Annotated in this window: 19 protein-coding genes; 11 read left to right on the top strand and 8 right to left on the bottom strand. The window is 57.9% G+C overall.

The annotated features are described in order from the left end of the window. Window positions 1–83: 83 nt before the first annotated feature. A complete protein-coding gene (locus tag ACFQZG_RS15365) occupies window positions 84–374 on the bottom strand; it encodes a hypothetical protein (RefSeq protein WP_378153977.1) in 291 nt (96 codons plus the stop codon). A gap of 154 nt (window positions 375–528) precedes the next feature. Between ACFQZG_RS15365 and ACFQZG_RS15360 the strand changes: the two genes are divergently transcribed. The 3 genes from ACFQZG_RS15360 to ACFQZG_RS15350 all read left to right on the top strand — a co-directional run bounded on the left by ACFQZG_RS15360 (window position 529) and on the right by ACFQZG_RS15350 (window position 2,515). Beyond that, window positions 529–1,122: a hypothetical protein gene (locus tag ACFQZG_RS15360; protein ID WP_378153976.1), complete on the top strand. Its 594-nt coding sequence runs from the start codon at window positions 529–531 to the stop codon at window positions 1,120–1,122. Continuing rightward, window positions 1,119–1,364: a helix-turn-helix transcriptional regulator gene (locus ACFQZG_RS15355; protein WP_378153975.1), complete on the top strand. Its 246-nt coding sequence runs from the start codon at window positions 1,119–1,121 to the stop codon at window positions 1,362–1,364. Before ACFQZG_RS15360 ends, ACFQZG_RS15355 begins: the two co-directional genes overlap by 4 nt. Before the next feature lie 107 nt (window positions 1,365–1,471). Then, window positions 1,472–2,515, top strand: a complete 1,044-nt coding sequence (locus tag ACFQZG_RS15350) for an ABC transporter substrate-binding protein (RefSeq protein WP_378153973.1) — start codon at window positions 1,472–1,474, stop codon at window positions 2,513–2,515. A 79-nt stretch (window positions 2,516–2,594) separates the two neighbouring features. On the opposite strand, the gene ACFQZG_RS15345 is transcribed toward ACFQZG_RS15350, so the two are convergent. After that, the gene (locus ACFQZG_RS15345) at window positions 2,595–4,073 is read right to left on the bottom strand and encodes a DHA2 family efflux MFS transporter permease subunit (protein WP_378153972.1); all 1,479 of its coding nucleotides are present in this window, start codon (window positions 4,071–4,073) and stop codon (window positions 2,595–2,597) included. Window positions 4,074–4,230: 157 nt separating this feature from the next. On the opposite strand from ACFQZG_RS15345, the gene ACFQZG_RS15340 reads away from it, so the two are divergent. Then, on the top strand, window positions 4,231–4,851 hold the full coding sequence (locus ACFQZG_RS15340; RefSeq protein WP_378153970.1) for a TetR/AcrR family transcriptional regulator: 621 nt from the start codon (window positions 4,231–4,233) through the stop codon (window positions 4,849–4,851). Between the two features lie 37 nt (window positions 4,852–4,888). Here the strand turns inward: ACFQZG_RS15340 and ACFQZG_RS15335 are convergent, their stop codons facing one another. Beyond that, a complete protein-coding gene (locus ACFQZG_RS15335) occupies window positions 4,889–5,704 on the bottom strand; it encodes an alpha/beta hydrolase (RefSeq protein WP_378153969.1) in 816 nt (271 codons plus the stop codon). A 168-nt stretch (window positions 5,705–5,872) separates the two neighbouring features. On the opposite strand from ACFQZG_RS15335, the gene ACFQZG_RS15330 reads away from it, so the two are divergent. The 5 genes from ACFQZG_RS15330 to ACFQZG_RS15310 all read left to right on the top strand — a co-directional run bounded on the left by ACFQZG_RS15330 (window position 5,873) and on the right by ACFQZG_RS15310 (window position 10,397). After that, complete coding sequence (locus ACFQZG_RS15330) at window positions 5,873–6,877, top strand: LacI family DNA-binding transcriptional regulator (protein WP_378153967.1); 1,005 nt, start codon at window positions 5,873–5,875, stop codon at window positions 6,875–6,877. A gap of 18 nt (window positions 6,878–6,895) precedes the next feature. Continuing rightward, window positions 6,896–7,870 carry an N-acetylglucosamine kinase gene (locus ACFQZG_RS15325; RefSeq protein ID WP_378154077.1) on the top strand — a complete coding sequence of 325 codons (975 nt, stop codon included), beginning with the start codon at window positions 6,896–6,898 and terminating at the stop codon, window positions 7,868–7,870. Between the two features lie 29 nt (window positions 7,871–7,899). After that, on the top strand, window positions 7,900–9,207 hold the full coding sequence (locus ACFQZG_RS15320; protein ID WP_378153965.1) for a 6-phospho-beta-glucosidase: 1,308 nt from the start codon (window positions 7,900–7,902) through the stop codon (window positions 9,205–9,207). 156 nt (window positions 9,208–9,363) lie between these two features. Beyond that, window positions 9,364–9,642, top strand: coding sequence for an alpha/beta-type small acid-soluble spore protein (locus tag ACFQZG_RS15315; RefSeq protein ID WP_378153963.1), 279 nt, complete (start codon window positions 9,364–9,366; stop codon window positions 9,640–9,642). A 125-nt stretch (window positions 9,643–9,767) separates the two neighbouring features. Further along, a complete protein-coding gene (locus tag ACFQZG_RS15310; protein ID WP_378154075.1) occupies window positions 9,768–10,397 on the top strand; it encodes a TetR/AcrR family transcriptional regulator in 630 nt (209 codons plus the stop codon). Window positions 10,398–10,722: 325 nt separating this feature from the next. Here ACFQZG_RS15310 and ACFQZG_RS15305 read toward each other — a convergent pair whose 3' ends face one another. Together ACFQZG_RS15305 and ACFQZG_RS15300 are read right to left on the bottom strand one after the other, a co-directional pair. Then, window positions 10,723–12,297 carry an ABC-F family ATP-binding cassette domain-containing protein gene (locus ACFQZG_RS15305; RefSeq protein ID WP_378153962.1) on the bottom strand — a complete coding sequence of 525 codons (1,575 nt, stop codon included), beginning with the start codon at window positions 12,295–12,297 and terminating at the stop codon, window positions 10,723–10,725. A gap of 22 nt (window positions 12,298–12,319) precedes the next feature. Further along, the gene (locus ACFQZG_RS15300) at window positions 12,320–13,774 is read right to left on the bottom strand and encodes a DEAD/DEAH box helicase (RefSeq protein WP_378153960.1); all 1,455 of its coding nucleotides are present in this window, start codon (window positions 13,772–13,774) and stop codon (window positions 12,320–12,322) included. Between the two features lie 172 nt (window positions 13,775–13,946). Between ACFQZG_RS15300 and ACFQZG_RS15295 the strand changes: the two genes are divergently transcribed. Both ACFQZG_RS15295 and ACFQZG_RS15290 read left to right on the top strand, forming a co-directional pair. Further along, window positions 13,947–14,771 carry an alpha/beta fold hydrolase gene (locus ACFQZG_RS15295; protein WP_378153959.1) on the top strand — a complete coding sequence of 275 codons (825 nt, stop codon included), beginning with the start codon at window positions 13,947–13,949 and terminating at the stop codon, window positions 14,769–14,771. 4 nt (window positions 14,772–14,775) lie between these two features. Next, window positions 14,776–15,753, top strand: coding sequence for a sensor domain-containing diguanylate cyclase (locus ACFQZG_RS15290; protein WP_378153957.1), 978 nt, complete (start codon window positions 14,776–14,778; stop codon window positions 15,751–15,753). Window positions 15,754–15,822: 69 nt separating this feature from the next. Here the strand turns inward: ACFQZG_RS15290 and ACFQZG_RS15285 are convergent, their stop codons facing one another. The 3 genes from ACFQZG_RS15285 to ACFQZG_RS15275 form a co-directional block, all read right to left on the bottom strand. Then, entirely contained in the window at window positions 15,823–17,463 is a 1,641-nt protein-coding gene (locus tag ACFQZG_RS15285) for an S-layer homology domain-containing protein (RefSeq protein ID WP_378153955.1), read from the bottom strand. Further along, on the bottom strand, window positions 17,457–18,569 hold the full coding sequence (locus ACFQZG_RS15280; RefSeq protein ID WP_378153953.1) for an immunoglobulin-like domain-containing protein: 1,113 nt from the start codon (window positions 18,567–18,569) through the stop codon (window positions 17,457–17,459). Before ACFQZG_RS15280 ends, ACFQZG_RS15285 begins: the two co-directional genes overlap by 7 nt. A gap of 215 nt (window positions 18,570–18,784) precedes the next feature. Next, on the bottom strand, window positions 18,785–19,627 hold the full coding sequence (locus tag ACFQZG_RS15275; protein WP_378153951.1) for a MurR/RpiR family transcriptional regulator: 843 nt from the start codon (window positions 19,625–19,627) through the stop codon (window positions 18,785–18,787). Window positions 19,628–19,697 lie beyond the last annotated feature (70 nt).

Genomic DNA, 19,697 nt, shown 5'->3' with positions numbered 1-19,697 from the left:
TTTTATCCAATTCCCCGCTCTCTCAACAGCATGAAAAAGAGACTCCGCCCTATGCGGAGCCCCTCTCCTATCGATGGGATCGATTAGAACTTGCTCTTAATGCTCATTAAATATTTGACGACGACGGCAATCGCGCCGACATAATAGCCCGCTTCCACGATCCAGCCCGTCGTGTCCATAACGGATACGCCTGCCAGGATCAATAGCGCCAGCACGTAGCCTCCGATGTCCTTCAAATGGCCAAGGACGGGTTCGACCGAGATCTTGCCGCCGGTAAGCGATTGGAACAGGCCGATCAGGAAATCGACGGCCATCGCGCCAAGAACGACCCAGAGAGCGACTTCCATCCAGTACGTCAACGGTATAATCGACATTTTGCATCACCTCCTTGAGGGAGGATGGTTGCTCATGTACAGCATATGCGGCACGGCGACAGGTTGTACTCCGCGATGATTGATTTTTACGGCCCGTCCGCGGAAAATGTATAATGAGATACAATCGGACATTACGGAAAGGCGGGAAACGGCTATGGCCTATTCCTACGAGGAACTGGCGCAAGCTTTCGCGAGTACGCCTATCGACGTGCACGGCGTCTATCGGACGGTGCTGGCTCCGGACGAGACGTACGGCGGACACGTCAACCGCCCCACGACCAAATGCGGCTTAATCGTCTGCTTGAAGGGCAGCGCCGAATTCCGGTTCGAGGATGACGATCGGTATGCGATGGAGCCCGGCAAAGCGCTGCTAGGGGGCTGGCGTAAGCGGCTCGAAATCCGTACCGGCGACGAACCGTTCGAATATTGCCTCGTCCATTACCTCCCCTGCGTCGCGGAAGGAGCCGAGCCGGCGAGCTTGACGGACATCACGATGCTCCATGCGGACCTCGTCCAGAGCTGCTTCAGCTGCTGGACCAGCTCGCTCTGGCGGCTTCGTCGCCGGACGCGATGGGCTTGCTGGAGAAGAAGACGCTCTTCTTCCGGTTGCTCAACAACGCCCTCCGATCCGAGCGCCAACACCGGAACCTGGATAGCCATGCGCCGATCGACGAGACGATCGCGTATATCCGAGCGAACTTCGCGCAGCCGCTTACGCTGGGCAGCTTGGCGGAACGGTGCCGCATGAAGCCGAAATATTTCTCCTACCTATTCCGCAAGTACGTCGGCATCGGGCCGATCGATTACTTGATCCAGTATCGGATGAACCGGGCGCGAGAGCTGCTCGCGACGGGTCAATTCTCGGTCGCCGAAGTCGCGAGGAGCGTCGGTTACTTGGATGCCTATTACTTCAGCAGGCTGTTCAAGAAGCACGCTGGACTTCCTCCCGGCGCCGTCGGAGAATATCGCAGAAGAAATCGTCCATTATAAAGTCGGGAATATCTCCATTTCCATTCAAGCCGGGGAATGATAATCTCATCATTGATAATGAGAATCGTTATCGGATAATGGAATTCAGAGAGGATGCTTGACGAAGAATGCGCGCGAAATCACTAGCCCTATGGGCCAGCTTGTTAGTTATCGTTCTAATCCTGAGCGCTTGCGGCTCGAATAACGCGAACGACAATGCCGCGAATAGCGGCAATACCGCTTCGGCTTCCCCGGAGAGCACGGCATCGGCTACGGCTTCCGCTCCCGCGTCGCAAGAGACTAGCGCGTTCCCGCGCACGATCCAAGCGGCGAACGGCGACATTGAGATCAAGGAGCAACCGAAGAAGGTTGCGGTCGTTCACTGGGGCTACGGCGATTCGCTGCTGCTGTTCGACATCCCGTCGGTCGCGCTGGCTCTGCCGTTCACGGAGGCGCAATCGACGCTTCATACGGATAGCTATAAGCCTTACGTGGACAAGCTGCAGGAGCTGAAGATCGTCGGCGAGAACACGGAAGTGAACCTGGAGGCGCTGCTCGCCTACAAGCCGGACTTAATCCTCGCGGGCAACGCGGTCAACAAGGACATTACGGCCGACCTCGAGAAGATCGCCACGACCGTCGTGATCGACGAAGCGACGACGGACGTCTGGTCGAACTGGCCGGCGCTCGTCACGAAGTTCGGCGAAATCGTCGGCCAAGAAGAGACGGCGGCGAAGTATATCGCGGACTATAACGCGCTGCTGCAGTCTTCGAAGGAGAAGCTCGCGGGCTTGGAAGGCAAAGTCGCCTTCCTGCAAGTTCGCGACAAGACGGTATGGCTCCAAGGAACGAATTACACGAAGCAGTACTATGAAGGCATGGGACTCAAGGCGCCGGAATCCGCCGATATCGATATGACAGAAGGCGCGGAGCTATCGCTTGAAGGCTTGAGCGTGCTCGACCCTGACTATATCGTCCTTGGCTACTTCAACTACAGCGATAAGACGATCCCCGCGCTTACCGACGAGTGGGACGACGGCGAAGTATGGAAGAAGCTGAAGGCCGTGCAGAACGGCCATGTGTACGGCGTCGACGGCCAGCTCGCTCTCGGCTACGGTCCGATCGGCAACGCTTACGGCGTGCAGGCGGTACTGGACGCGTTGAGCAAGTAATGAGGGATGATGATATGAAAAACGGAAGCCCGCGGGCTTCCGTTTTTTGGTCGTGCAGGGCTTGTCCTTGATGCGAAGATTAGTGACCCATCGGCTCGCGCGCTTCTTCGCCTTCCGGCGGCTTCACGCGGCGGATGAAGAAGCCGATGACGAGCGCCACGATTCCGATAACCAGACCGATCCAGAACGCGTCGTTGATGCCGGATACGAGCGAATTCGCGATCTCCGCCGGAGCTCCCGGATCGCTCGACTTGTCCAGGTAATCCTCCTGGCCGTTCGACATGATGCTGATGAACAGCGCCGTCCCGATCGCGCCGGACACTTGCATCAACGTATTCAGAATCGCGGAGCCGTGCGCGTACAGATGGCGCGGCAACTGATTCAAGCCGGTCGTCTGCGCCGGCATCATGACGAGCGAGAGGCCGATCATCATCAGAATATGAACCGTGACGATATAGCCCGTGCTCGTTCCCGCGTCGATTCCCGTGAACATCCAGATCGAGCCGACGGTAATCGCAAGACCGGGGATGACGAGCACGCGAGGCCCGAACTTGTCGAACAACGTGCCCGCGACGGGCGCCATGATGCCGTTGATGACGCCGCCCGGCAGCATGATGAGTCCGGACTTGAACGCAGTCATGAGCAGCGCGCCTTGCAGGAGCATCGGCAGCATCGTCATCGTCGAGAACAGCGTCATCATAAGGACGAAGAGCAGAATCGTGACGAGCGTGAACATCGGGAACTTGAACGTCCGCAGATCGAGCACCGGCTCTTTCAGCCGGAGCTGACGCCAGATGAACAACACCAGCGAGACCCCGCCGACGCTGATCGTCCAGATGACTTCCTGATCCGACCATCCTCTCTCGCCCGCGGAGCTGAAGCCGTAGACGATGCCGCCGAACCCGGCGGTAGAGAACAGAATGGACAAGATGTCCACCTTAGGCTTCGTGATCGTGGATACGTTCTTCATGAAGACGGCCGCGAACACGATCGAGAAAGCAGCCAACGGAATGACGAGAATGAACAGCCATTCCCACGACATCTTGTCCAGAATCAGCCCGGACACCGTCGGTCCGATCGCCGGCGCGAACATGATGACGAGACCGATGAGGCCCATCGCGCCGCCGCGCTTATCCGGCGGGAAGATGGCCAATATCGTGTTCATCATGACCGGCAGCATCAATCCCGTGCCTAACGCCTGAATAATCCGGCCGGTCAGCAGCACGCCGAACTCTGGCGCGAACGCCGAGACGATCGTCCCGATCAAGAATAGGGTCATCGCCCCGATGAACATCTGCCTTGTCGTGAACCATTGCTGAAGCAACGCCGTTACCGGGACGAGCACCCCGACGACGAGCATGTAAGCCGTCGTCAGCCATTGGATCGTGGACGCCTCGACGTCGAACGCCTTCATCAGTTCCGGGAACGCGTTCCCGAGCAACGTCTCGTTAAGGATCGCGACGAACGCGCCGATGATGAGCGCGATGACGATCGGTCCCCGTTTGATTTTACTAAGATCCGGCGCTCCCGATTGAGCGCTTGTGCTTGAAGCATTCATCTCTCTCTGTTTCCTACCCTTCTACGTGCGATAATGTAAAATCTACATTTGTATGCGTAAAGCTACAACTGTATAGTTAATAATATACACGCGTCGACATTATTCGCCAAGAACCAGATCAAGCCGGAGTGTAGGCTAATCTACAAAGGAGGCCGAAATGTATACGAAAGACAGGCTAAGCGGCAAGACGGACATGCGGGTGATGCGCACGCGCAAGTTATTATGGAACGCGCTGCTGGACTTGCTCGAAGCCCGCGAATTCGATTCGCTCACCGTCCAGGAAATCTGCGACGCCGCGATGGTGCACCGCACGACTTTCTACAAGCATTTCGAAGACAAGTTCGCCTTGCTCTCCTACGGATTGGCGAAGATGGACGAGCTGTTCGCGGGCACGAGCTACGAGGAACGGATCTTCCACCCGATGCGATTGATGATGCGATTCGCGGACGCGAAGGAATTTCGGGTACTCGCCAAAGCCGCCGGCGAGAGCAGCTTCCTGAACGAAATGCTGACGAAGCACGGAGCGGAAGCGCTCAAGCGGGACATGCTGCGCGCGCAGGCGAACGGCATGAACTTCAAAGTCCCCGTCGAGATGATGGCCGCCTTCTACTCCGGCGCGGCGTCCGGTCTGTGCACTTGGTGGATGAACGACGGGGCGCGCATTCCTCCCGAGCAGATCGACGACTACCTCGGGCTGATGATCAATCGTAACTTATTTTTGCCCGATAAGGCTCCCGAGAATGCGGAAGACGCGGAAGGGCCGGGGACGTCCGCCTAATTAAGCGAATTCCCGGCCCTTTGCGATCTCGTTCGGCTCAATCTCTCGATGCCTCGTATAGCTTCTGCGCCATCAACGCGGGATTCGTGCGGAAGTACGTCATGTGATCTCCGTCGGACTTGATCAGCCGGAACAAGCCGAGGCGGCTCGACATATGCGGACTCCAACCGTAGCCGTCGCCTTGGGGCAGGACGTTGTCTTCCGTCAGATAGAGGTAGCTGCGAGGCATCTGCAGGGTATAGAACTTCTTCAGGTCAAGCTTCTCGAACGCCGGCTTCGCGGGCTCGGGACGGACCTCGGCATAGAGCTGCCGCGCGAGCGCCAAGTCGGACAGATTCACGAACTGCTCCCGGAACACCGGGAAAGGCAGCATGATCGAATCGTCCTTCGACGCCTTCCGGAGCTGCTCGAAAGACTGCTGCACGGGCGGCGGGAATTGGTCCAGCACGGACTGGCCGTCGCCGAGCACGAACCCGTCCATGAACACGAGACGTTTGATCCTCTCCGGCACGAGCTCGGCCGTCTTCTGTACGACGGACCCGCCGAAGCTGTGGCCGACCAGGATGATATCGCGCAAGTCGTTCGACGTGATGTAATCGGCGACCGCCTTCGTGATTTGCGCGTGGGTGACGTTCATGTTCGGGTCGCCGCCGTGTCCGGGGTATTCCGGCACGTAGACCTTATGCCCCATCCGGCGCAGTTCTCCGGCGACGCCGTTCCAGAAGCCCGCGTCCGCCCACGAACCGTGGACGAGCACGAACGTCAGCGGCTGAATCGGGGGATAGGCGCGATACAAGTAGTCGTAAGGGTACTGCGCGTATCCATACGTTCCATTCCATCCGTATCCATACATGAATCATTTTCCTTTCGCGAATGAACGCTGTTTATTGCCTAGTCTATGAGCATTGCGGGCTAGGCGTGTGCCGGCGGCATTAGCGATTTACGCTTGCCTTCGCCTTTAAGCAGGTTTATAATAAGTGCAGATAAGTTTAAGCGCTTTAACTTTTGGGAGAGAGACGCCATGAAGGTAAGCATATTCGACGTCGCCAAGAAGTCCGGCCTGTCCGTCGTCACCGTATCGCGAGTGATCAACAACGCCTCTTCGGTTCGTCAAGCGAACCGGGACAAGGTGCTGCAGGCGATGCGCGAGCTCGATTACACGCCGAACGCCTCGGCGCGCAGCCTCGCCCGCGGCAAGACGGGCATCATCGGACTGACGATCACGACGCTGCAGGACTCGTTCCTCGATTCGGTCGTGAAGGAAGTGAACGACCGGCTGGCGGAGCACGGTTATTTTCTCGCGCTATCCATCTCGAACCGGTACGACGACGCCTTCCACCGCTCCTTGTTCCAAGAGGATCGGGTCGACGGCGTCATCTTGCTCTCTCCGGTCGACGAGGACGAATACGTCATGGAGCTGAAGCGGAAGAATATCCCGTTCATCCTCATCGACAATTCCCTTCGCGATGCTTCCGTGTCCTCGGTCGTCATCGACAACTTCAAGGGCGGATACGACGCGGCGAAGCACCTGATCGGGCTCGGCCATACGGAGATCGCCCATATCGGCGGTACCGAGTCGTTCCTGAGCAGCCGCGAACGGGAACGGGGTTTCCTATGCGCGCTCGAGGAGTCGGGCTTGCGGCCGTATGCCGTCGAGCGCGGCGAGTTCGGGATTAGCACGGGCTATAAGTTCGCGAACCGATGGATCGAGGCCGGCAAGCTGCCGACCGCGGTGTTCGCGGGCGACGACTACATCGCGATCGGCGTCATAGATGCATGCAAGACCGTCGGCATCCGCGTTCCTAGCGACATCTCGATCGTCGGATTCGACGATCAGTTCCTGGCCGCGGAATTCCGTCCGGCGCTGACGACCGTCCGCCAGCCGGCGGAGAAGATCGCGAGCGCGGCGGTAGATCTGCTGCTCTCCGCCATGAATGAGCCGGGCGTACGCCGCGAGACGATTCAGCTGGAACCGGAGCTGATCGTCAGGGAATCGACCGCGCCGCCCAAGACGACAGAACGATAGAGAGCGAGAGTGAGCGCATTGAACTACTATATGGGCGTCGACGGCGGAGGCAGCAAGACGTACGCGCTGATCGTCGACGAGCAAGGCACCGTCGTAGGCAAGGGCCATAGCGGCAACGGCAATCACCAGATCGGTTACGAGGAAGCGAAGCGCAACATCCGCGAATCGGCGGAGATGGCGCTCTCGCAAGCCGGACTGACGCAGCAAGATATCGCGTTCGCCTATTTCGGCTTGGCGGGGGCGGACCGGGAGGCGGACTACCGCATTCTTCGGCCGATGATCGCGGAGCTCGGCTTCCCGCGGCACGCCATCAACTGCGACACGATGATCGCGATGCGCGCGGGCACCGATCGCCCGTACGGCATCGTGCTCATCTGCGGCACGGGCATTAACAGCGCCGGCGTCAATCCGGCCGGGGAGTTCATCCAAGTCGGCGGCTTCTCGTATACGTACGGCGACTACGGAGGCGGCGGCGCGCTATGCGTGGAAGCGTTACGGGCGGTCATCCGGGCGTGGGACGGCCGCGAGCCGGCGACGCTGCTGACGCCGCTCGTGCTGGCGGAGCTCGGCTACGACAGCGTGCAGGCGATGTACGACGACTATCTCGACCACGAGAAGTCGCCGCCGCTGCATCTGGCGAAGCTGTTGTTCGAAGCGGCCGCGCAAGGCGACGGCGTGGCGATTCGCATCTTGCGCGAGCAAGGCGTCGAACTGGGCAAGTCGGTCCAAGCGATCGTGAACAAGCTCGGCATGAGCAACGACAGCTTCGACGTCGTGCTGGCGGGCAGCATCGTCGTGCGCGGCGAAGGCGACTTCGTGCGAGCGCCGATCGAAGAGGCGACGCGGGAAGCGGCTCCTGGAGCGAAGGTCGTCAAGCTGTCGGTCGAGCCGGTCGTCGGCGCGGTATGGATGGCCGTCGAAGCGACGGGCATCGCCTTGCCGGAAGCGATCTATCGGAACTTGCAGCACGTATCGGAGTACTCGTTAGCTTAGACTATGATCCGTGAAGGAGATGGAATAGCATGACACGGTCCACAGGGTTGAAAATCGCCGTCATCGGAGGCGGCTCGTCCTATACGCCGGAAATCGTCGAGGGCTTCATCAAACATTACGGTGAACTGCCGATCCGCGAGCTCTGGCTCGTCGACATCGAGGAAGGCAAGCACAAGCTCGAGATCGTCGGCAATCTGGCCAAACGGATGGTCGAGAAGTCGGGCCTCCCGATCGACGTCCATCTGACGCTCGACCGCAGGCAAGCGATCGCGGGCGCCGACTTCATATCGACGCAGATGCGCGTCGGACTGCTCGAGGCTCGCAAGTGGGATGAGCATCTGCCGAACCTGCACGGCGTCATCGGGCAAGAGACGACCGGCCCGGGCGGCATGATGAAGGCGCTGCGCACCATTCCGGTGCTGCTCGACATCTGCCGCGACATCGAGGAGCTTGCGCCGGAAGCGTGGCTGCTGAACTTCACGAACCCGGCGGGCATGGTAACCGAAGCGATCTCTCGCTACTCCAAGGTGAAGAGCATCGGTCTATGCAACGCTCCGATCGGACTTCATAAATGGCTGATCGGCAAGTACGAAGTCAATCCGCGCGCGATCTATACAGAATTCGTCGGACTTAATCACCTGCACTGGGTGACCCGGATCGAGATCGACGGCGAAGACAAGCTGACTGAACTGCTGGACAAGCGCGAGGAATATTCCGGCAAGAACGTGCCGGCGACCGAATGGGACGCGGACTTCCTGCGCTCCCTGGGAGGATTCCCTTCTTACTATCTTAAGTACTTCTATATGTCGGACGCGATGCTCGCGGAGCAGCTCGAATCGCTGAAGGCGAACGGCACGCGCGCGGAAGTCGTCAAGCGCGTCGAAGACGAGCTGTTCGAGCTGTACAAGGACCCGAACCTTCAGGAGAAGCCGAAGCAGCTCGAGAAGCGCGGCGGCGCGTACTACTCCGAAGCGGCGGTCAACCTCATGGTGTCGCTGTACAACGACAGGCGCGACATCCAGACGCTGAACGTGGCGAACGGCCGGGTGCTCGACTTCCTACCGGAGGACGCGGCGATCGAAGTGAACTGCGTCGTGACCGCTCAAGGACCGCTTCCGTTGCCGGTTACGAAGGTACCTGAGCAAGCGAAGGGCTTGATCGCCGCGGTCAAGACGTACGAACGGCTGACGATCGAAGCGGCGATCACGGGCGACCGCGACATCGCGTTGCAGGCGATGGTCGCGAACCCTCTCGTGCCGTCGGTCGGCGTCGCCAAGAAGCTGCTGGACGAGATGCTGGAGAAGAACAAGGCGTACTTGCCGAAGTTCTTCCAATAGAAGGGATAAGGGCCAGTGCCGGCGAACCGGTACTGGCCTTTGCTCTTTATCCGCGTTATCCGCATTAACATTTCGCGCCGTAAAGCTTGAACAGCCATAAACAATATCGCATTCGGGCAACATAGGGGCAAGCTTCACCGGAGGAGGACGAACCCTATGGCCAGAAGAAGAAAACCGCTCGTGCCCGAAGCCGAGCAAGGCTTGCGAACCTTCAAGGCGGACGTCATGCGCAAGGAAGGCTACGACGTCGATCCGGCGAATCCGGACGACGTGAAATACGAGGTCGCGGAGGAGCTTGGCGTCCCTCTGCATCGCGGCGGCGGCAACGGCCAGCTGACGACCGAGGAAGCCGGCCAAGTCGGCGGCCAGATCGGCGGCGCGATGGTCCGCGAGATGATCCGGCTGGCGCAGGAGAAGCTGTCGCGGCGGGAGTAATAAAAGCATTGCCCCGTGCGGGCTGCAGTCGCGGAGTACGCGGTTGCAGCCTTTTTCTATGCTACGGTCCTCACTTTTTTCTCGACGCCATTTGATTTTTTGTACGATCGTACTAAAATATGAACATGAATATAAAAAATAAATCGACCAATCAAAAAGAGATGTCATTCATCGAAAAAGCCCGTAGAGCTCAAATCGTGGAATGTGCGATTGAAACGATCGCAGAAGTAGGTTACACTCACGCCTCTCTAGGACTAATTGCAAAACGCGCAAATATCAGTAAGGGGGTTATTTCTTATCATTTTGCAAACAAAGAGGAATTATTAGAGCAAATAACTATCGAATACTATATAGCTTGGCAATCCTATATTGCTCCACGAGTAGAAACTCAAAAATCTCCTAAAGAGATGCTTCGAGCGTATATTGAATCCAATCTTGCATTTGTAGCTGAAAATCGGCAGCATGTTTTCGCTGTTATAGAATTGGTTTCTAAAACGATAACCGCTGATGGTAAACTTCAGTTTGCAGCAGACCATGATAAAGCTATTTTACTTCCGATTGAAAATATTCTCGTCCTTGGGATGCAAGAAGGAGTCTTCCGGGAATTTACCCAACCATCGGCAAGGGTGATGGCGTTAACAATAAGAAATGCCATTGATGGGTTCACCATGGAATTAATGAGAAAGCCTCATTTAGATGTTCAGGAATATACGAGAGAACTGGTTACAATCTTCGATATATCAACTAGAAAGTAAGGTGTTGTCAATTTGGAGGGATAACAATGTTTTACTATGATGTAATTTGTTTTAGTTGTAAAAAAACATTCAGCGCGTACGAAGGTTCGCTAAAATATAAGCAAGCAAAGGAAAGAAAGGATAAGTATTTTTATTGCGAAGAGTGCGCTGATCAGATACGCATTGAAGCTATATTGAGTTTTATGAACAAGATAAATCGTAATTATTGATGGTTATCTACAAAACAGCCCCCGACCGCATAAGCGAATCGAGGGCTTAACTTATGACCTGCTAATGCTCCATCACGTCCCTAACAACCGTCCGCCCGCGCGCGGCCTCCAGCCGCCTACAAACTCTGCTCGCTTACGCCCGTCGCCGGATCGAACGTCAGCATCTTCGTCCCGATCTTGTCGATGAAGAACCGGTCATGGCTGACCGTCACGACGGCCCCGGGAAAATGAATTAACGCCTGTTCCATGACCTGAATACTCGTCAGATCCAGATGGTTCGTCGGTTCGTCCAAGACGATGACGGCCGCGCCAGACAACAAGCACTTGGCCAACGCGACCCGCGCCTTCTGCCCTCCGGACAGGTTGCCGATCTGCTTGCTCAGGTCCGCCTCCGAGAATTGCAGCATGGACAGGAACTTGTTCACCTTCTTGCGCGGCGCGTCCAGTCCGAGTCCGTACGTGTTCACCGCGTGGCTGACCGTATCCTTCGGTTCAAGCTCGGCCCACATTCGGTTGAAGTAGGCATAGTCGACGCCCTTCTCCCAGACGATCTCCCCGGATTCGGGCTTCTCTTGCCCCGTGAGCGCCTTGATGAGCGTCGATTTCCCGCTTCCGTTCGGACCTACGATGACGAGACGGTCTTCCTTCTGAATGTCGAAGCTGACGTTCTCGAAGATTCGCCGGCCGTCGTAGGTTTGCCCGATGCCCTTCGCTTCGCACAGCTTATCCGGGAACCGCAGCCTCTCGTAGATATCGGTAATGAGGACGTTGACCGGGTGCGGCTCGATCCGCTTCTTGTTGTCCGCCAGCTTGCGGGAGAGGCGGTCCTTCGACGCCGCCTTCCGGGTCGCGCGGTCGTCGATCGCCTCGACTTCCATGAGAAGAAGCTCCTCCTCCCATTCGAACTGGCGGTCGAGCTCCTTCTTGCGCATTTTCTTCTTCCGGACGTAATCGGTGTAGTTGCCTTCATATTCCTGAAAATGATAGTTCTCGATCTCGATGACCTGCGTGACGACCTTGTCGATGAATTGACGGTCATGCGACACGAGAATCATGGCCCCCTTGAACCGATACAGCCATTGTTCCAGCCACGTGATCCCCTCGATGTCCAAGTAGTTGGTCGGCTCGTCGAGCAAGACGACGTCGGGCTGCTCGATGAGCATCTTGGCGAGCGCGGCGCGGTTCCGCCAACCTCCGGACAGCTCGTCGATCGGCTGATGCCGCGACCGGTCATTAAACCCCAGCTTCGTCAGTACCGTGTTGATCTCGACCGATACGTTCCAGCCGTCCAGATGCTCCATCTGCTCGAATAGCTCCGCTTGCCGCGACAACAACCTGTCCATCTCGCCGTCGTCGGTCGCGATCCCGAGCTTGTCCGCGACATCCTGCAGCTCCCGTTCGATCAGCGCGACCTGCTCGAAGCACGTCTCCAGCACTTGCTGGACGGACATGCTGCCGCTTAACTCGGAGAATTGCGAGAAGTATCCGATCTTCGCCTGCGGGTCGATCTCGACCTTGCCGGACGTCGGCTCCTCCTTGCCCAGAATCAGCTTGAACACCGTCGACTTGCCCGCGCCGTTCCGGCCGATGAGACCGATGCGTTCCCCTTGGCTCAAGCGAAAATAAATATCTCTGAAAATCAGCGAATCCTCGTATTTCTTCGTCACGTTCTCCAACCGAATGACGCTCACCGCGATCCCCCCATTTTCCACTCTACTTGTTCGCCACGTACACCTTCAGCAGCTTGCCCTTGACCGTCGTCGACTTCATCGCTTCGAGCACGAGCTTGCCTTTGCCGTTCAGAATGTCGACGTACGACTCCAGCTCCTGAATGGCGATGATGCCGATATCGTCCGCGGACATGCCCGGAAGATTAGAGAGCGTGCCGACGAAGTCGACCGGTCTCAGCTTCTTCTTCTTCCCGCCGCCGAAATACAGCTTCGTGATGCCTTGGTTGAGCTGCGCGTTCTTGTCCTTCTTGATCGTCGGCTGGGTCGTGACCTTCTTCTCGAAGGACGGCTGCCTCAGCTGCACTTCGTCTGAGGATGGCGCCTTCCGCTTGCGGATCTCGAAGCCGACGTAGCGCTCGATGCTCGCGAGGAACTTGTCCTCGGATGGCAACGCGAAGGAGATCGCCTTGCCTTCCTTGCCCGCGCGTCCCGTGCGGCCGCTGCGATGAACGTAGCTCTCGTTGTCCTGCGGCATATCGTAGTTAATGACGTGCGTGATGCTGTCGATGTCGATGCCTCTGGCCGCCACGTCCGTCGCGACGAGGTAGCGGAATTCGCCTCTGCGGAACGCGTTCATGACCTTGATGCGGTCCTCTTGCTCCATGCCGCCGTGAATCTTCCCGCAGCGGAGACCGATCGTGTCCAATTGCCGGTAAACCAGATCGACCGACTCCTGCGTCCTACCGAAAATAATCGCGCTATCCGGATTTTCCACCACGAGGACGTCCCGGAGCAGCTTCGGCTTGTCCGCGTCCTTCGCCGTCGCGATGAGCGAATGATCGATCAGGTTGTTCTGCGCTCCGCCGCCGGGGGTGGAGATCTCGATATCGATCGGATTTCTCATGTATTGATGACACAGCTTCTCGACGTCCTTCGGAAGCGTCGCGGAGAAGAGCAGCGTCGTCCGTTCCTTCGGAAGCGCTTGGAGGATGCTCTCCACTTGCTCGATGAACCCCATGTTGAGCATTTCGTCGGCTTCGTCGATGACCAGGTACCGGATATTCGACAAGTCGATCGTCCCTCTGCCGATGTGGTCCAGCACGCGTCCCGGCGTTCCGACGACGACATGGGTTTTCTGCTTCAGCAGCGCGGCTTGCTTGGCGAACGGATCTTTGCCGAAGATCGCCGCCGACTTGATCCGCTTGAATCTCCCGATATTCGTCATATCCTCGCTCACCTGCAACGCCAGCTCCCGGGTAGGCGCCAGCACGAGCGCTTGCGGCTTGTTCTCTTCCCATAGCGCGTTCTCGCAGACCGGAATGCCGAACGCCGCCGTCTTGCCGCTGCCCGTCCGGGATTTGACCGCGATGTCCTTGCCTTCGAGCGCGAGCGGAATCACCTTCTCCTGCACGTCCGTAGGCTCCTTATAGCCGAGGTTCTCCAGCGCCCTTAAGATCTCTTCGCTTAATGTATAGTCCCGAAAGCTTCTTGTGGTCATAACAAATCTCCTTCTGTATCCCGTTATCGCATCGTATCCACTCATCATAGTATTCTCGCGTCCATTTTGTACAGTCGAACGAAGATTGCATATCCATAGGCATTGTCGACATTTATCGAATATAATAGTCGTACTAGCAACTTAGCGATGCCTGATCGAGGGGGATACCGCCATGACGATCGACGTTCTGGAACGCAATCATGTGAAAATATTCGGCAAAGGCACCCGTCCGATCGTATTCGCGCACGGCTTCGGCTGCGACCAAGAGATGTGGCGGCACATCGTTCCGAGCTTCGAGGACGACTATCGCGTCGTCTTGTTCGATTACGTCGGCTCGGGCAAGTCGATGCTAGGCGAGTACGATGCGGTGAAATACAACGATCTGCAGGGCTATGCCCAAGACGTGCTGGACATCATGGAGACGCTCGACTTAACCGACGCCGTCTTCGTCGGACACTCCGTGAGCAGCATGATCGGGCTGTTGGCGTCGATCCGGGCGCCCCGGCATTTCGGCCGCCTCGTCATGATCGGCCCGTCGCCCCGCTACGTCAATGACCTCCCCGCCTACTACGGAGGATTCGATAGAGCGGATATCGACGAGCTGCTTACGATGATGCAGATGAATTTCAGAGGTTGGGCTAGCTACATCGCGCCGATCGTTATGCAGAACCACGAGCGCCGAGAGCTGTCGGACGAGCTGGAGAAGACGTTCTGCTCCCGGGATCCGCAGATCGCGAGACAATTCGCGGAGGTTACCTTCCTGTCCGATAGCCGGGCGGAGCTGGATCGCTCCACCGTCCCTTCGCTCATTCTGCAATGCTCCGACGACAGCATCGCCCCGATCGAAGTCGGCAACTACTTGCACGCCCATCTGGCGGGCAGCACGCTGCGGATGATGACCGCCAAAGGCCACTATCCTCAGCTCAGCCATCCCGAAGAGACGACGGCCATGATCAAGCAGTATTTGGACGACTCGCGACTGGGCAAGGGGGCATAAGCCGATGGACATCCAATTGGACCATGCGCCGTGCGGCTACTTCTCCATCTCGGCCGAAGGGATTATCCGATCCGCCAACCGGACGCTTGCGGACATGCTTGCCCGCGAGAGGGACGAGCTGGTCGGCAACCATATCGAGACGTTCATGTCCGTGACGAACAAGCTGTTCTTCCACACGTACTTCTATCCGGTCATGCAGCTGCACGGGCAAGTCAGCGAGATCTTCCTCTCGCTTCGCGCGCGTAACGGATTGGACGTTCCGGTATTGCTCAACGGCGTTCGGCAACAGAGGGACGGCGAGACGTTCATGGATTGCGTCGTCGTCGAGATGCGCAAGCGGCTGGAGCACGAGAAGGACATCATGCAGACGAAGAAGAAGCTCGAGGAGCTCTACCAGCAGACGAACGAAGCGAACATGAGGCTCGAAGCGTTGCACGAAGAGTACGAGCGCAAGCAACGGGAGCTCATGAACGTCAACCACATGCTCGAGACGATGGCGCTGACCGACCCGCTGACCGGACTGTACAACCGTCGTTACTTCCAAGAAAGCTTGCTGGCCAACATCGCGATGTTCCATCGGTCCCAGGCGCCGTTCTCGCTCATTATCCTCGACATCGACCGGTTCAAGTCCATTAACGATACGTACGGCCATCCGGTCGGCGATATCGTGCTGAAACAGCTGGGCCAATTGCTCAAGTCCAAAGCCAGAGAGTCCGACGTCGTCGCTCGCTACGGGGGAGAAGAATTCGTGCTTCTCTTGCCGCAGGCGAACTGGGACAACGCGGTCGCGATCGCGGAACGGTACCGGGCGAGCATCGAGGCGACGCCGTTGGCAGATCTTCGCGTGACGGCGAGCTTCGGCGTCGCGACGATGACGCCTGGGTACACGGACGAGACGCTGATCGGCCAGGCGGACCAGGCGCTGTACCGTTCGAAGGAGAACGGGCGGAACCGGGTTACGCATGCGGGGGAATTATCGTAATAGATAAAGGCCAGGGCACCTGTCATCAGGCGAACCCTGGCCTTATTCGCGTATCGCCGATACCGGAGATTAGTTGAGAAGATCCACGGAACGCAGCAGCTTATAGATCAACGCCGCCGTCTCGGCGCGCGTAGCGGCAGCTTTCGGGCTTACGTCGCCTTGCGCGTTGCCGTTCATCACTTTCAGTTCCGCTAGCATGGCGACTGCGGATCGAGCATAAGCCGCGATCGCGTCCCGATCGCGGAATTGCGCCAGAACGGCCTCGCTTGCGTTGGCTTCATGCCGCAGGTACGCGAGCACGCGGCTTAGAATGACGGCTTCTTCCTCCCGGGTAATCGGCTGATTCGGCTTGAAGCTGCCTCCCTCGTATCCCGTGATGAACCCGCGGGAAGACGCGGCTCCGACAACGCCCGCGTACCAAGCTTCGGCATTCACGTCCGAGAATTTCGAAGAGCCGGAAACCGCGTTCAGCCCCAATCCCGCGACGATCATCTGCGCGAATTCCGCCCGGGTTACGTTCCCGTTCGGTTTGAACGTACCGTCCTCGTATCCTTTGATAATCAGTTTGTTGGCCAATGCCGTGATGTTGTCTTTCGCCCAAGAAGCGTCCACGTCGGTTAGCGCGCTTGTATGTTCAATTACCGTATAGACCGAGTTGTGGTCGGCCTTCAGCACCGCTACCGGCGTGCCCCCGACGGTCGTGAACGTCGTCGGAACCGGCGTCACCGTACCGTCCGAATGAACGATTACGCCTACCGCTACCGAGGGATCGACGGCTTTGTCCAATTCGAAGGAGCGGCTAATATACGTGCCCGCGAAGTCGTTGAGTTCGTACGTCCGATTCGGCGTAACGACGGAGATCGAGAAGCTGACGACGGAAGCCGCAAGCGTACCGTTCGCATCCGCGATCTGACGTTGCACGGTGCTTGCGGGAACGAGCTCGATCGCGATCCGAAGCTCCGCGTCCTCCGCATCCGTCCCCGTCAGCCCGAGCGCTTGCTCGATCGCGGATACGTCCGCCAGCGCCGCGGGAATCTCGTACGTGACGCCGTTGCTCTGGAACACGACCTTAGCATGCTCGTCCTTCTGCTGCAGCGCGGTCAGCAATCCCGGCGTCAGAGAGACGACGGACGTGCCCTTCGTATCGGGGAGAGGGATTACGATGGCTAGGGTATCCCCTTGCGATAATTGATTCAGCAGCTTCTGTTCGTCCACCTTCGTTACGACGACTCCTTCGCCGTTCGTCGAAGTATCGACGGGAGCCACGATCGCGTTATCGCCCGACGATCCGATTAACGCTGCCGTTGCATCGGTCAACGAGACCGGCGGCGGCGGAGCGACAATAACCGGGATCGGAGTTCCCTTCACGGTCAGGACGAACGTCTTCGTAAGCACTTCCGTTCCTTTGGCGATGCTGGCCGTCAACGTGACCGTCGCGTCAGTGCCCGACAATCTTCTTACGACGCCTGCAGCCGTGATGACGGTGTCATTGTCGGTAGACCATGTAATCGCCGAGCCGTGATCGCCTTCGGTATCCAACGTCACGTTGCCCGTCACGCTGCTCGCGGAGTCTCCGGCCGCATATCCGATGACAAGATTACTCTTGTCGTAGGTTACCGCCTCGAGATCCGTCTCGGGCAACGTCTGAACGGTAAGGGTGAACGCCTTCGTCTCTAGGGCGTCCGCTCTCGTCAGCGTAGCCGTCAACACGACTTCGGTCGGCCGTCCGCGAAGTTCGGTTGCCGCACGGTCCCGTCGTTCGCGATCGCAGAGTCGTTCGACGACCAGCTAATAGCGACGCCGTTGTAAGCGCTCGGCAGCTGGAGATCCTGCGTTACCGACGACTCGTAATCTCCGCTTGCATAGGTCGGATGGATATCGGGCCTTTGTTGCAGAATCCATTCCGAGTCGTAGCCGATGACGGAGAGGATGAAGATAGCCGTATCGGTAACGCTATTCCTCGTAATCGTAGCCGTTAATGTAATATTCTGCGTCGCCGATTGCCTCTGTACGTAGCCGGTATCGGATATGACGTTCTCGTTCTGCGATACCCACGTGATGATGGTGTCATTAATGATGTCCGTCGTCGGCAACGTGACGCTGCCCCTTACGTATGCTTGCGTCTCGTCCGTGTCGTAGAACGGAGTCAAGCTCGCTTTCGTATTCGCGACGCGCTCTTCGTCCGTCATTACGACGCGGGGCTCCGTCCCGATTACCGTAATATCGTAGGTCTGATCGGCCGTTGCGTTATTCAACGTAATGTGGGCCGTCAACGTCACGACCGTATCGTTCGGTTGTCTCGTAACTGCGCCCGCGCTCGTGAGAACGCTTGGGTTAGCCGAGGACCAGGTAATGGTCGTTCCATTCATGTCCGAAGGCAACGTAATCGGCACCGTGACCCATCCTTGGCTCTCGTCCGTGCCGTACAAAGGCGTGAGCGCCGCTTGGACTTCCTCGACGATTTGTTGATCGGTGGGCACACCGCGGTATACCGTGCCCGAGAAGAAGTCGGATACGTTCGCGCCGGAAAGCATGATAACGCTGAATTTGCCGACGATACGCGAGCGCAGCATGAACGTGTTCCCGTTATCGATCGCTTCGATGTCGGAAACGGCGCCGGCGAGCTGCTCGTTAATCTCGCTCACGAGCCCCGACATGTCAACATAATCGGTTTCCAACGTAATCGTCGCGACGCGCTCCATGCCGTCATCGACGGCGAACGTCTTGGCATTGCCTCCCGAATAGTCGAAGCTCGCGACGGAAACGCTTACCGCCTCCGCCTTCGTCCCGCCTCCGGCGACGGCGGCTAACGCCATTCCGCTGAAGCTCGTTAGAACCATAGGAATGATAACGAGGATGGATAGTCCTCGTATCGCGCTTTTCCGCTTATTCTTCAATTTGCTGCACCTCGATGGTTAGAATGATTACCTATTAACCCTATTAACTCTAGTAATTATAGCACAGAAAGCCGACGCCTCCCGGCATCGGCTTCCTTCGCTTGCAAGCAACCCCTTGCTTACCCGGCCGCGTCTCAATGAGGCAGCACGTTCGCGTATTTCTTCCTCATATCGTATAACCCGTTAAGCCGTTCCACCGAGGCCTCGTCCTTATGCGCCAACGCCACGACCAGCGCGTCCAGCAAAGCCACGGGAGCGGTCAACGAATGGAACTGCCGGGATTCGCCGCGGCTGACATACAGCACGCAGGTGTTCGCGTCGATCATCGCTGACGTCGTCAGATCGGTGAACAGCACGACTTGTCCGCCCAAATCCTTGACGACTTCTTGAATGACTCTGATCTCCGGCGACTGCCGGAAAAATCCGAACACGACGAACGCGTCGTCCGAAGTCGCGTGCACGAGCGCTTCGAACAGCTCCGAACCGGTTCTCGGCAGCATGACGACCGTCTTGCCGAACCGGTTCAGCCGGAACCGCAGCAGCTCGCTCAGACTGGCCGAGGGACCCGACCCATAGACGTATACCCGCTTCGCGCCATGGAGGAGCCGCACGGACCTGTCGAAGTGATTCCTGTCCAATCGCTGCAGCGTCGCCTGCAAGTACCCGATCTCGCGCGCAAGCATCCGCCCCGCGACGTCCATATCGGCGTCGTCCACCTCGTTCAGCATCCGCAGCATTTTATCAGCGGGGGTCGGAACGGCTTCGGCTTTCTCCGCAAGCTCCATCTTATAGGCTTTGAAATTCGCGTAACCGATTTTCCGCCAGAACCGGGACACCGTCGCGATGCTGACCGACAACAGCTCCGCGATATCCTTCTCCGTCTGGAACGACAGCCGGTCCTCGTGCTGGATAATATAATCGGCCAGCTTCCGTTCGCTGGGGGTGAACGTCCGTTGGAGAGCGAGCCATGGCTTCATCGGCGGCCTCTCCTTTCGTATGTCTTCTCGTTGCTTCTCCTCCCATCATATCACCCGCCCGTTTTCTCTC

The sequence above is a fragment of the Cohnella sp. GCM10027633 genome, from assembly GCF_042675445.1.
Taxonomy (GTDB): Bacteria; Bacillota; Bacilli; order Paenibacillales; family Paenibacillaceae; genus Cohnella.
This window is presented reverse-complemented; position numbering and strand designations above follow the sequence as displayed.